We start from the raw sequence: 13,726 nt of genomic DNA on the forward strand, positions 1-13,726 counted from the left end.
ACTATTTTCTACAAAAACTAATTTATCTTCTTATTTCCAGTTTCTGCTTGCAATTCGGGCTTTTTTTGAATGTCATGATGACTTTAAAGAGATCCCCATCTATTTCTATATCAAATGTACCACCCTGAGCAACAACAAAGCTTTTCGCAATCGCGAGTCCTAGTCCGCTACCTGTTTCATGACGGGATTTATCCCCACGTACAAAACGTTCCTGGATTTCTTCACTAGAGAAGTTCATTTCTACTTCACTCATATTCTTGAATATGACTGAAACATAGTCTTCTTCCTCATGAATATCAATATAAGCACGACTATGTGGCATGGCATACTTACCAATATTAGTTAATAGATTTTCAAAGACACGATATGTCTTATCTCCATCTAAGTGTACAACGACATCTTCGACATTCTTAATGACCTGGATATCTTTAGATTCTAATACTTCAATACATTCTGCTAAGGATTGATCAACTAATGCCTGTAGTCTCAAATCTATAGGATGAAGGTCTATATTACCGCTAGAGGCTTTAGAGACATCAAAGAGATCTTGAATAAGATTAGAGAGTCTATTTGTATATTTTTCTAATTGGTTTAAATATTCAGTTCTTGTTGCTTCATCAGCTTGTGTATTCTTAAGTAAAATAACATAGTTCTTAATACATGTAAGGGGCGTTTTCAAATCATGAGAGACATTGGTAATAAGTTCTGTCTTCATATTCTGTGATTTTGTTTCTTCCTTCACAGCTGCTTCAAAACCTACTTTTAAGTTATTTAAACGATCACGCATACTGTTGAAGATGCCTAGATCATCTTCTATTTCTGTATCAAAATGGCCATGAGAAAGCTGTTCTGTAAAGTCTAGCATGTTCTTATAATCATTTCTTACCTTCATTGACTGCTTTCTTATATACAAGAAAGAGATAATGACATAGAGAATCGCAAAGATTGTTTTACTAGGTGAAATGACATAAAGAATAATAACGAGTAATGCATTACAGATAGTAAACTTTAAGATATCCTGGTTGACATTATCTCTTAAGTCAAATTCTGTAATCTTATTACCAAGTCCTTTTAATTTTGCATACAGTGCATAGATGCATGTATTGTTTCTAAAATAATCCATTCCATTCATAAACATATACTTAACAGTAAAGCATAACATTGAGAATAAGAAATAGAAAATAAGCATACAGAAGAAATAGAGACCATAACTGATAGGTGTCGCATAGGTTACACCACATCTTGCAAGTACACTTTGAAGTTCTCCCATCATTACAAAATAACCTGTCATCCCTGATGCCCCTATAAAAATAGAACTTGTTAATCCAATAATGATGATAACAGTCAATAGTTTCCATTGTTTAATTGTGCGATATGGATTAATAGTTTCTTCTACTTCTAACGAGTTCATTAAAATATATATAAAGATGACTAAACCTAAAATTAAAGCTACACCCGAAAGAACTGCGACATCATATTCACTTACGAAATTAATATCAATATATGTCATAGGTGAGACATACGTCGTGCAGTAATAAGTCATTTCTGTATTCTGAGGCAGATTAATACTCACCTGATTTAAATCTACATACGTATTATTGACTTTAAGTAACGACCTTTTACCGTCTTTTCCTTCATCAAGCTTATATCGTTCATCTAATTGTCGTACTATATCACTTTCATCAAAAAGAGAGACAGCATCCGTATAAAAATATTTTGAATGTGAACTAGATTTAAAAAATCCTCTATAGGCTATAGGATAATAAGATTTCTGGTTCTTATAATACTGTCTTGTCTTTTCATTATATGCTTCATAGTGGAATCCATCATCATTCTGTTCCATATCTAAAATAGTTTTGAATATTTCATTCATTGTCGCAGTAGCTCCTTCCTGCGACTTTTCATCTAGACCATTAAAGCTTAAAGGTTTGTAATCAGGATCTGTTTTTGCTTCAACAGCCATTGTAAGAAACTGCAGCATATACTCATTCATATTGTTTGCAGCTCTTTTCTTATAACCATCCTGCTGTTTGACCGTAATATAAATCATACAGCTAGGACAGGCAAGTAGTAAGACAATTAAACCAATAATAAATATACGTCTTTTCTTCATTCTCATCACTCCATCTTTTCTATCTTATAGCCTACACCCCAGACAGCCTTTAAGTATTCAGGATGTTTAGGATTGGCTTCAATCTTTTCTCTTAGTCTTCTTACATGAACCATGATTGTCTCTGTATTGATAGCTGTTTCTTCCCAGATAGATTCATAGATTTCTTCTGCAGAATATACTTTGCCAGGATAACTCATCAATAATTCAAGAATCTGGAATTCTTTTTTAGTGAGTCTAACAGAACGACCATTCACAAAGACTTCTTTAGTGGCCTGATCTAATACTAAGCCTCCTACGACAAGTTGATTGTTTGGCTTCTGAGTATTTCCCTTTAAATTTAAGATCTGTTCATAGCGTCTTAAATTAGAATTCACTCTTGCAATGAGTTCCATAGGTTCAAAAGGTTTAGTGATATAATCATCTGCCCCTAGATTAAGTCCTGTAATCTTATCAATATCTTCTGTTTTAGCTGTCAAGAAGATCACAGGGATATCTGATACTTCACGAAGCTTCATTGTCATAGTCAGCCCATCCATAACAGGCATCATAATATCTACAATAGCTAAATGGATATCGTTATGTTTAAGTGCTTCAAGCCCTTCTTTTCCATTCTCCGCTTCAATGACTTCATAATTCTGACTCTTCAAAAAGATCTTAACTGTTTCTCTAATACCTAACTCGTCTTCTACAAGTAATAGTGTGTGTTTCATTAACTTAACTCCCCTTCTTCATAATCAGCGAGTCAATGTACTTAAATAAGCGATAATACTGATCATAATAACAGGAAATAATAATGTGAACATAAATGTTTCAAACATATGTATCCCTCCTTCGCTTATAAGTATAGTGACTAAAAATAAAAAGATTCGTGATGAAATTCTTAAATAATTCTAAAGAAAAAACCTCCGGGGAGGTTTTATTTCTTCTTTTTCTTATGTCTTGTCTTTTTACGATAAGGATTGAACTGCTGCTGATTCTTCATTGGTCTTTGTGTTGGCATACCAGTTGTAGGATCAATGTTACCTAACTGTTTCATGACCTTACGTGACTGTTCAAACTGTTTTAATAGCTTATTCACTTCAGTCACAGGCTGACCACAACCCTTGGCAATTCTTTCTTTACGTGATGAATTAATCATATCAGGATTTGCACGTTCTGCTTTAGTCATAGAATAGATGATTGATTCAGTCATCTTCATCTTAGCAGCTGCATCATCATCATTTAAATTAGGAATCTTAGGCATTCCTGGGATCATCTTTAATAAGCCAGATAAAGGACCCATCTTCTGAAGTTTCTTCATCTGATCAAGCATATCATCTAAACCAAAAGTACCGGCTTTCATCTTATTGAAAGCTTTCATACTTTCTTTTTCATCATAAACATCCTGTACCTTTTCTACAAGGGAAACAACATCCCCCATACCAAGGATACGATCTGCCATACGGTCAGGATAGAAATAATCGATTTCATCTAATTTTTCACCTGTACCGATATATTTAATAGGGACATGAGTGACATGTCTAATAGAGAGGGCACCCCCACCACGTGCGTCACCATCTAACTTAGTTAAAACAGCACCAGTGATTCCTAGTCTTTCATTGAATGTTGAAGCAACATTCACGATTTCCTGACCAGCTAATGAGTCAACAACTAAAAGGATTTCATCAGGATGGGCAATTTCTTTAACGTTTGCAAGCTCCTGCATCAACTTTTCATCAATCTGTAAACGACCAGCAGTATCGATGATTACTACATCGTTGTGATCATCACGTGCTTTAGCTAAAGCTTCAGTTACGATTGTTTCTACCGGTGTATCAGTGCCTTTAGAGAATACTGGAATATTAAGCTGTGCACCTAATGTCTTTAACTGATCAATGGCTGCAGGACGATAAATATCGCCAGCAACTAATAAAGGCTTCTTACCTTGTTTTTCAGTGATTAATTTAGCAATCTTACCAGCAGTTGTAGTTTTACCTGAACCCTGTAAACCAACCATCATGATGATTGTAGGATCTTTAGAGTAGTCTACAGTCACCATTTCTGTACCAAGTAATGATACTAATTCATCATGAACAATCTTGACAAGAACCTGTCCTGGTTTTAATGAACCAATAACGTTCTGACCGATTGCTTTTTCTTTTGTATTTGCAATAAACTCTTTAACTACCTGGTAGTTAACATCGGCTTCAAGTAAAGCCAAACGGATTTCACGAAGCATCTCCTCCATGTTTGCTTCAGTAAGAGTCGCTTGTCCTGTTACCTTTTTTAATGTCTCTTGGAGTCTATCTGATAAAGATTCAAAAGCCATAATTACCTCCCTAGATATTCTTCAGCATTTCAAGATATTCATCAATCTCTTCATGCTTCTTATTCTTTTCTTCTTCAATCTTATTAATTAAATTAAGTCTCTTGCGATGATTTTCAAGAATATGTAATTTAGATTCATACTTCTCTAAACTCATCACCGAACGCTTAATATTATCAAAAACAGCATTTTTAGAAACACTTAAGTCTTCAGCTATTTCTGATAAAGACAGATCTTCCTCATAGTAGAGAGAAAGATACTGTTTCTGTTTGTCTGTCAACAATTCTCTATAACAATCCATCAAGAGGATGACTTGTTCTTTCTTTTTTAACTCTTCATCCATCATCTTACTCCATTAGATCATTACACAAACCATAAATATACTGTTCAAGATCAAATTCCTGTAAGTCGTCAATCTTTTCACCTAGACCAATAAACTTAACAGGGATATTGAGCATATCCTTAATAGAAAGAATAATACCACCCTTAGCAGTACCATCCATCTTAGTAAGGACAATACCAGTAATATCTGTAATCTTAGAGAATTCTACAGCCTGTGAAATACCATTCTGACCTGTTGTTGCATCTACAACAAGTAATGTTTCCTGAGGTCCTTCTGGTACAACTCTCTTGATGATACGATTCATCTTTTCAAGTTCCTTCATTAAGTTTACTTTGTTCTGTAAACGTCCTGCTGTATCACAGATGAGTACATCATAACCGCCTGCTTTTGCCTGTTCTAATGCATCAAAGATAACAGAAGATGGATCTCCTCCTTCTTTACCCTTAACACAAGGAATATTTAAACGGTTTGCCCATTCAGCAAGCTGTTCAATGGCACCAGCTCTAAATGTATCACCAGCAGCCACCATAACCTTCTTGCCTTCTTCATGCATAATCTTATTGGCAAGCTTAGCGATAGTAGTTGTTTTACCTGCACCATTAACACCAACCATCAAGATAACTGTTAAATCATTTTCTGCATAGTTGATCTTAGTTGTCATATATGAATCATTGGCATAGATGACAAACATCTTATCTACGATAATATCATTAATCGCATGAGGATCCTTGATATTTTCAAGACGTACTTCCTTCTTGATTTCATCTACAATCTTCATAACCATATTGACACCAACATCGCTCATGATCAGGATATTTTCTAACTCATCAAAATATTCATCGTTGATTTCACGATATCTTGCGGCTAACGCATTAATTTTAGATGAGAAAGAAGCAGATGATTTATCAAGACCAGCAACATACTTCTCATTCTGTTTTGTAGATTTACCTACAAATGTTTCTTTAATCTTCTGAAAAAATCCCATAATGCATCCTCCTAACTGCTTGCATATTCAGTGGCATCCTTAAGCTTAACACTAACAAGCTTAGTGACACCTTTTTCCTGCATTGTAGCCCCATATAATAGGTCACATTCAGCCATAGTTCCTTCACGATGTGTAACGACAATAAATTGTGTCTGATCTGAGAAACTACGTAAATACTTCGCAAAACGCTCTACATTCGCAATATCAAGTGCTGCTTCTACTTCATCGAGAATACATAAAGGAGATGGCTTTACGCTGATCATCGCAAATAAACAGCTTAATGCGATTAATGCATTTTCTCCTCCTGAGAAAGAATGCAGCTTAGCAGCCTTTCCAGGTGGCTGTGCTTCGATATCAATACCTGTTTCTAGAATGTTATCTGGATCAGTATATTTAAGTGAAGCATGTCCTCCGCCAAATAAATAACGGAATACATCGTTGAATGCCTTATTAATGGCTTCAAATGAAGTGCTGAACTTCTCAACCATAATAGCATCCATATCTTTAATAGCTTTTAATAAGCTATCCTGTGCTTCTAATAATTGTGAACGCTGTGTACTTAGTGTTTCATAACGTGTACTTACATCATTGTATTGTTCAATTGATTCTACATTGACATGTCCTAGTGACGCAATACGCTGTCTTAAATCACGTACTTTATCCTTAGCCTTATCAATATCAATGGACATATCGGCTTTTTCCTGCGCATGTTCAAAAGTCATTGCATATGCATCATTAAGTCTTAATAAGTAGTTCTGAATCTCTGTTTCTAAACGAGACTTTGCGACCTTCTTATCCGTACTCTGACTTTCTACATCTTTTAAAGCAGCACGATGTTCACGTAAACGACGAGACACTTCTTCGTTTTCATTCACATAACCCATACGGATTGTACGTTTTGCCTGAATTGTTTCTTTTAATTCATCACGACGTCTTTTTGCATCATTTAAACGATCAAGTAATTCATTGTTTTGAGTGCCTTTGATGACTTCATCAAGTTCGACACTCTGGTGTGTCAAGTTTTCATAATCAGCCTTTGCAACTTCATATTCATTCTTCTTGTTTGTGACAACAAGTTCAAGTTTTGCGAGAGACATCTGTTTCTGCATAAAGAGCTGTCCGATTTCTCTTCCCTCATTTTCTAATGTATGAAGATCGGACTTCATCTTATTAAGATCTTTTTCTTGTTGATCTAATGTACGAGACACACGTTCTAATTCTCTTTTAGACATCATCGAATTATTTGTATGCTTATTTGCCCCACCAGTTAAAGAACCACCTACATTGATGATATCTCCTTCAAGGGTGACAACACGATAACGATGATAAATAGATTTTGCGATTTCTGTCGCATGATCTAAATGATCAGCTACAATTGTATTACCTAACTGGTTTAATACAACATCACTAATAGACTTATCATAAGTCACAAAATCACTCATTACACCTAAGTATCCAAGAGACTGTTCAGCAAGCATCTTTGCTTCATCTCTTAATAATCTAGGTTTCATTGTATCAATAGGTAGGAATGTCGCACGTCCTGCCTTATTCTTTCTCAAGAAATAAATAGCTTCTTTTGCCTGATCATTTGTACGAGTGACAATAAATTGCACCGCCCCACCTAGCGCTGTTGCAAGTGCTGTTTCATAGGTTTCTTCTGTTTCAATCAGATCACCTAAAGTACCACAAATACCAGATAAAGAATTTTTCGCACCTAAAATAGTACGTACACCATAGCTGTAGCCACTCTTATTCTCAATAATATCAGTCAATCTTGTCTTCTCAGTACGAGAATTATGAATGTCAATATTCTTCTTTTCAATAAGAGAGCGAAGATTAGCCTGTTGTTTCTTATTTAAAGAATCTTTCTGTGCCAAATCATTCTTTTCTTTCTTGACATCATTATAACGCTTCACTCTATCGTTATAATCTATAATCGCATCTTGAAGAATAGACTTCATACTTGCTTTCTTTTGTTCTATATCTTCTTGGCTTGTTGTTTCTAATATATGCTTACGATTGGCATCAATTTCAACCTTCTGTGTTTCAAGGCTGCTGACTTCATTCATTGCCTCTAATAGCTTTTCCTGAAGTTCATTGACTTCCTGGTCAAGAGCATACATCTTCTTTTCAAGTTCTTCACTCTGCTTTTCATCAAGAATAACAGCACCATCATTGGTAATACGTTCATTTTCTAGGTCTTCTAACTCTTTATTTAAAGTCTTTAATTCTTCAGAAAGAGTACTGATTTCCTTTACTAGCACTGAAACTTCTACTTCCTGTAGTTCTTCCTTGAACTCTAAATATGTTTCAGCCTTTTCTTTTTGTCTTTTCAATGGTCCTATCTGTCGTTCTAATTCACTACAGATATCCTGAACACGGTCTAGATTGTCTGCTGTACGTTCAAGCTTTCTGACTGTTTCAATCTTACGCTTCTTATATTTTGCAACACCTGCTGCCTCTTCAAACATCGCACGTCGATCTTCTGGTTTGCTTTTCACAAACTCATTGATATTATTCTGAGAAATAATAGATAAAGAATCTCTTCCTAAACCTGTATCCATAATTAAATCAGTAATATCCTTTAAACGGCACTGTTCTCTATTTAATAAGAATTCTGAATCACCTGTACGATAAAGACGACGTGTGATTTCTATTTCATTAGAATTAAAATCAAGAAAATGATCTTCGTTATTAAAGACAAGTGTCACTTCTGCTTCACCCTGTGCTTTACGATCTTCACTTCCAGAGAAAATGACATCCGTCATTGTTTCTCCACGCATTGCCTTTGCAGACTTTTCTCCTAGTACCCAGCGAATGGCATCAGTAATATTTGATTTACCACATCCATTAGGCCCTACTATTCCAGTAATACCTGGCATGAATTCAACTACACTTTTATCCGCGAAGGATTTAAAGCCATGAAGTTCAATTCGTTTTAAATACATGTTATTCCTCTCTAATCTAAAATAACTTTGCCGTCTTCAAAGCCCTTTACGATTGCAAGAGACTGTACTTTATATCCAGCTTCTTCAATTCTATGTCTTCCCTGCTGGAATCCTTTTTCAACGACAATACCAATACCTTCTACTGTTGCACCTGCCTGATTACATAAGTCAATCATGCCCATAACAGCTTCCCCATTGGCTAAGAAATCATCCACGATTAATACATGGTCTTCTGGACTTAAGTATTTCTTAGAAATCTGTCCAATATAGTCTTTATTTTTAGTATAAGAATGAATTTCTGTAGTATAGAAATCATTGTCAGTGATTGAAGAAGAACCCTTCTTAGTAAATACTACATGACAATTATTGAATTTCTGTGCAACGACAACAGCTAAACCAATACCGCTTGCTTCAATAGTAACAATCTTGTTGATTGGTTTATTGTTATATCTTTCATAGAATGCATCTGCAATCTTATTAAATAACTCTACATCAATCTGATGATTTAAAAAGCTATCTACTCTTAATACATTTTCATTAATAACATATCCATCTTCTAAAATCTTTCTCTTTAACTCTTCCATCTTCACTAATCCTTTTTCTTTTTTGTGAGTCCTGTAAACATCTCATATGGGATATAAACAGTAAATACAGAACCAACATCTTCTTGTGATTCTACATCTATTTTATAGTGATGTAAATCAATAATCCTTTTTACTATCGATAAACCAAGTCCATTTCCTTCAATTGTACGTGATTTATCCTGTCTATAGAATCTTTCAAAGATATGAGAAATAGCATCCTGGCTCATTCCCACACCTGTATCTTCAAATCGAACCTGTAGTTCAGTGGCTGTTCTTCTTACTTCTACTGTTACTACACCATGCTCATTCGTATACTTGATTGCATTACTTAATAAATTGATCCAGACCTGCTCCATACGGCTTTCATCCGCTTCAATAATGAATTCCTTTTTAGGATGAATGAATTCTATTTCAATATCCTTGCTTAAAGCCGCATTGTCTTCCATCTCAATAACACGATTAAGCTGTTCAATAAGTGGGAATTCACTCTTATCTAATGATGTATCTTCACCATCTAATAATGTTAATTGAAGCATATTCTTAGATAGATGAGACAAACGATTTGAATTGAACAATATAATATCAGCATATTTCTGTCTTTGTTCATCTGTCAGATTCTCATTCTTTAATATCGTCGCAAATCCACTAATAGCCGTTAAAGGTGTCTGGAACTCATGAGATACATCCGATATAAATTGTTGGCGGATTGTTTCCTGCTTAGCGAGTCTTACTGCCATTTGATTGAAGGAAGCATACAATGAGGATATTTCATCCTTTCCTTCATAATTGACACGCACCTTATAATTCCCTTTCGCAAGCTCATCAGTGACCTTTGTGAGACGTGAGATTGGTTTCACAATAATATCTGCAACAATCAGGAAGACAATACTTCCTGTCATCATAAAGATGATAGCTGCACTTGTATAAGACTTCATAAAGATATCTTTTGTAGCAGAAAAATCCTTCTGAACTGTAATCACATATGTCTGATTATCAATTTTAAATGCTTTCGCATATTGCGAAATGATTCCTTCACTACGTAATGACTTATCTTTTGAAGTCGCAAGTGTTTTTAATTCATCATCTTTAAGTATAAGTTTCTTATTAACATGTCCAAAGCTTTTTGTCTGTCCTTCACATGTGACAGTAAAAGACATTTCTGATGTTTCTGAATAATCCGCTAAAATCTTATCCTGATCCTTATCATCAATTAACTTGATCAAATCTGCAATATGATCAGAAGAATGTTCTAACTCTTCTAATGCCAGTTGATCAGAGTCATGATTATAAGATCTGATTGTAAAGAAACAACAGATTGAAAAGCTTAATAAAGATGTTAATAAAAAGCCAATTATAAGTTTACTATAAATAGACTTCATTACTCAACCTCTATTTTATAACCTAAGCCACGTACTGTCACAACTTTGAATCCTGGGAGATGCCCAAGATTCTCACGAATACGCTTAATGTGAACATCTACTGTACGATCAAAACCGTCATAATCCATTCCCCAGATTTTTTCAATTAGCTGTTCTCTTGTGAAAATCTGATTAGGATTCTTTGCGAGTTCAAATGCCAATTCAAACTGTTTTAAAGGAAGATGGATAATCTGATCCTGATAACGTACTTCATATTTATCACCATCAAAGATGACGTCACCAATCTTCACTACATTTGAAGAATTAATACTATATCGTTTTAAGATTGTTTTAACACGCGCCATTAATTCATCTGGGTCAAAAGGTTTTGTAACATAGTCATCAATACCTAAAGAGAACCCTCTTAATTTATCTTTTGATTGTGATTTAGCTGTCAACATAATGACTGGAAATTCACGATACTGTCTCATCTGTTCAACAAGTTCAAAGCCATCCATTCCTGGCATCATGATATCAACAACAGCCAAATCAATATATTGGTTTTCTACTATATCCAATGCTTCTTCAGCATTAGCTGCTTCAATTGTATCAAAACCTTCTTTATCAAGATAGAAACGCACTAATTCTCTAATATGCATTTCATCATCTACAACCATGATCTTAGATTTCATCTTATTTCACCTCATTTTTTCTCATTATATCATACTTATTGCATCATGAAGAGATGAAAGTAAGTCCTCAAGCTGATCTAGACTCGAAAGTGTTGCACCTGAAGCAAGGGCATGTCCTCCCCCACCAAACTTAGCAGCCACTTCATTAATAATCGCATTTCTAGAACGAATAGAGACACGATAGACATTATCTTTCGTATTTTCTGTAATAGCACACCAGACTTCAAATTCCTTGACATTCGCAAGTGTATTGACGTAGCTAGAACCTTCTTCACGACTAATACCTAATTCTTTAAGGTCTTCATCCTTCAATATATAGTAAGCCACTTTACCATCGACTTTATAATTGTTCAAGATAAACTGTGTGACTTTTAAATCTTTTTCTTCTCTTAAATACATTGTTTGATAGATTTCTTCAATATTAATACCTGATTCCAACAAGTAAGATGCTGCCCTGAATGTACGGGCATCTGTAGAGCGATACATAAATCTATTTGTATCACCAATAATACCCATATATAAAGCACGTGCACCTTGTTCATTTAAAGAATAAGCATCCTTTACTTCTTCTAATAATAGAGAAACAATCTGAGAAGCACTTGATGCAGTGGCATCTTCAACATTGATATCTCCATAAGAATCTACGACGATATGATGATCAATCTTAATGATCTTCTCACATACTGAAATATCACCATCAATACGTTCACGATTAGCTGTATCAATCACAATACCTAGAGTAGGAAGTTCTTTTTCTTCATCTATAGGGGCATTGAATTTTTCCCATAAAACATTCTCAAAGTTCCCTTTTAACACAACATTGATTTTTGGAAAGTTTTCTTTCAAGAAACAATACATACCTACAGTAGAACCAAAAGCGTCATAATCAGGATTAATATGACGATATAAGAATACTTGTTTATATTGTTTTAATAAATTAATTATTTTATCCATAATTTAACCCACCTTTTCCCCCATTTTAACATATTTTCATAGAAATAAAAAAGACAGAAATCAATATATGACTTCTGTCTGTCATTTTATCCTAAATGCAATAGTTTCATAGTATCTCTAGCGATTTCTACTTCTTCGTTTGTAGGGATTACAAAGACATCAATCTTAGAGAACGGATGAGAGATTAATCTATTTTCGTCTGAACGAATCTCATTTGATTCTTCATTTAAGAATACGCCTAGTGCACGAGAACAATCATCGATAATCAAACGTCTTAAGTAAGCAGCGTTTTCACCTACACCTGCAGTGAAGGCAATTGCATCTAAGCCACCTAATTCTACGAAATACTGACCAATATATTTAGAAACAATACGTGAATATAATAAACCAGTTAATAATGCACGTTCATCACCTTCATTGAATAAAGCATTTTCAATATCACGTGAATCTGAAGAAATACCTGAAATACCAAGCATTCCTGATTTCTTATTATAGATATCTAATACTTCATCAGGTGTTTTATTTAATTTCTTACATAAGTAAGGCATGATAGATGGATCGATTGTACCACATCTAGAACCCATCATTACACCTGCTAGTGGTGTGAATCCCATTGATGTATCAATACACTTACCATCTAATACTGCAGAAAGTGATGCGCCATTACCTAAATGACATACGATGATACGTGAATGTTTTGGATTACCTAATTCTTTAATAACCTGTTCAGAAACATATTTATGACTTGTACCATGTGCACCATATTTTCTGATTTTATAGTCTGTGTAATATTCTAATGGTAATGGATATAAATATCTTTCTCTATCCAATGTCTGATGGAATGCTGTATCAAATACGAATACATGTCCTACTCCTGGAAGAGCTTCTTTGAATGCACGATATCCTACTAAGTGTGCAGGGTTATGTAGTGGTGCTAATTCACATAACTCTTCTACCTTACTTACTACGTCTTCATTTACAACAGCACTAGAATCAAAGTATTCACCACCATGTACAATACGATGTCCTACCCCTTCAATTTCTTCTAGCTTTTCAACAATTTTTTCCTTCACTAATGCGTCTAACACTAAAGAAACAGCGACCTTATGGTCTGGAATAGGTAATTTTTCTGTTTTCTTCTGTCCATTATGTTTAATAGTAAAAATTCCTTCTTCTAGTCCAATTCTTTCCACAATACCTGAGCAGATTACTAGTTCTGAAGGCATTTCTAATAACTGGAATTTTAATGATGAACTACCAGCGTTTACCGCCATGATTTTAGCCATATTATAACCTCCTTAAAATCATATAATTTTATTTTACTAAAATAAGATATAAAACACAACAAAAATATTGTAAGCGTTGACATTTATCTGATTCCAATGTGATAATGTCTCAATGTATCCAAGTTGATATTGTCCCAATTGGGACAATATCAACTTGC

General features: G+C 34.5%; 11 protein-coding genes. All 11 read right to left on the minus strand.

Features of this window, described 5'->3' with window-relative positions:
* Positions 1–22 precede the first annotated feature (22 nt).
* On the minus strand, positions 23–2,113 hold the full coding sequence (locus DW269_RS10600) for a sensor histidine kinase KdpD (RefSeq protein WP_158546358.1): 2,091 nt from the start codon (positions 2,111–2,113) through the stop codon (positions 23–25).
* 5 nt (positions 2,114–2,118) lie between these two features.
* Positions 2,119–2,823, minus strand: coding sequence for a response regulator transcription factor (locus tag DW269_RS10605; RefSeq protein ID WP_117459789.1), 705 nt, complete (start codon positions 2,821–2,823; stop codon positions 2,119–2,121).
* Between the two features lie 206 nt (positions 2,824–3,029).
* Positions 3,030–4,421, minus strand: a complete 1,392-nt coding sequence (gene ffh / locus DW269_RS10610) for a signal recognition particle protein (protein WP_117459792.1) — start codon at positions 4,419–4,421, stop codon at positions 3,030–3,032.
* Positions 4,422–4,431: 10 nt separating this feature from the next.
* The gene (gene ylxM, locus DW269_RS10615) at positions 4,432–4,761 is read right to left on the minus strand and encodes a YlxM family DNA-binding protein (protein WP_117459794.1); all 330 of its coding nucleotides are present in this window, start codon (positions 4,759–4,761) and stop codon (positions 4,432–4,434) included.
* A gap of 4 nt (positions 4,762–4,765) precedes the next feature.
* A complete protein-coding gene (gene ftsY / locus DW269_RS10620; RefSeq protein WP_022424279.1) occupies positions 4,766–5,746 on the minus strand; it encodes a signal recognition particle-docking protein FtsY in 981 nt (326 codons plus the stop codon).
* An 11-nt stretch (positions 5,747–5,757) separates the two neighbouring features.
* Positions 5,758–8,694: a chromosome segregation protein SMC gene (locus tag DW269_RS10625; RefSeq protein WP_117459796.1), complete on the minus strand. Its 2,937-nt coding sequence runs from the start codon at positions 8,692–8,694 to the stop codon at positions 5,758–5,760.
* 11 nt (positions 8,695–8,705) lie between these two features.
* Positions 8,706–9,278, minus strand: a complete 573-nt coding sequence (locus DW269_RS10630) for a xanthine phosphoribosyltransferase (protein WP_117459798.1) — start codon at positions 9,276–9,278, stop codon at positions 8,706–8,708.
* A 5-nt stretch (positions 9,279–9,283) separates the two neighbouring features.
* On the minus strand, positions 9,284–10,657 hold the full coding sequence (locus DW269_RS10635; protein ID WP_117459800.1) for a cell wall metabolism sensor histidine kinase WalK: 1,374 nt from the start codon (positions 10,655–10,657) through the stop codon (positions 9,284–9,286).
* Positions 10,657–11,328 carry a response regulator transcription factor gene (locus tag DW269_RS10640; protein WP_117459802.1) on the minus strand — a complete coding sequence of 224 codons (672 nt, stop codon included), beginning with the start codon at positions 11,326–11,328 and terminating at the stop codon, positions 10,657–10,659. Before DW269_RS10640 ends, DW269_RS10635 begins: the two co-directional genes overlap by 1 nt.
* A 24-nt stretch (positions 11,329–11,352) precedes the next feature.
* On the minus strand, positions 11,353–12,282 hold the full coding sequence (locus DW269_RS10645; protein WP_117459804.1) for a bifunctional oligoribonuclease/PAP phosphatase NrnA: 930 nt from the start codon (positions 12,280–12,282) through the stop codon (positions 11,353–11,355).
* An 86-nt stretch (positions 12,283–12,368) separates the two neighbouring features.
* Complete coding sequence (locus DW269_RS10650; RefSeq protein WP_117459806.1) at positions 12,369–13,568, minus strand: acetate/propionate family kinase; 1,200 nt, start codon at positions 13,566–13,568, stop codon at positions 12,369–12,371.
* Positions 13,569–13,726 lie beyond the last annotated feature (158 nt).

Source organism: Catenibacterium sp. AM22-6LB (assembly GCF_003435615.1).
Lineage (GTDB): Bacteria > Bacillota_I > Bacilli_A > Erysipelotrichales > Coprobacillaceae > Catenibacterium > Catenibacterium mitsuoka_A.

Coding starts and splice junctions, on each gene's coding strand:
- DW269_RS10600 (WP_158546358.1), bottom strand. CDS start 2,113: ATGAAGAAAAGACGTATATTTATTATTGGTTTAATTGTCTTACTACTT.
- DW269_RS10605 (WP_117459789.1), bottom strand. CDS start 2,823: ATGAAACACACACTATTACTTGTAGAAGACGAGTTAGGTATTAGAGAA.
- ffh (WP_117459792.1), bottom strand. CDS start 4,421: ATGGCTTTTGAATCTTTATCAGATAGACTCCAAGAGACATTAAAAAAG.
- ylxM (WP_117459794.1), bottom strand. CDS start 4,761: ATGGATGAAGAGTTAAAAAAGAAAGAACAAGTCATCCTCTTGATGGAT.
- ftsY (WP_022424279.1), bottom strand. CDS start 5,746: ATGGGATTTTTTCAGAAGATTAAAGAAACATTTGTAGGTAAATCTACA.
- DW269_RS10625 (WP_117459796.1), bottom strand. CDS start 8,694: ATGTATTTAAAACGAATTGAACTTCATGGCTTTAAATCCTTCGCGGAT.
- DW269_RS10630 (WP_117459798.1), bottom strand. CDS start 9,278: ATGGAAGAGTTAAAGAGAAAGATTTTAGAAGATGGATATGTTATTAAT.
- DW269_RS10635 (WP_117459800.1), bottom strand. CDS start 10,657: ATGAAGTCTATTTATAGTAAACTTATAATTGGCTTTTTATTAACATCT.
- DW269_RS10640 (WP_117459802.1), bottom strand. CDS start 11,328: ATGAAATCTAAGATCATGGTTGTAGATGATGAAATGCATATTAGAGAA.
- DW269_RS10645 (WP_117459804.1), bottom strand. CDS start 12,282: ATGGATAAAATAATTAATTTATTAAAACAATATAAACAAGTATTCTTA.
- DW269_RS10650 (WP_117459806.1), bottom strand. CDS start 13,568: ATGGCTAAAATCATGGCGGTAAACGCTGGTAGTTCATCATTAAAATTC.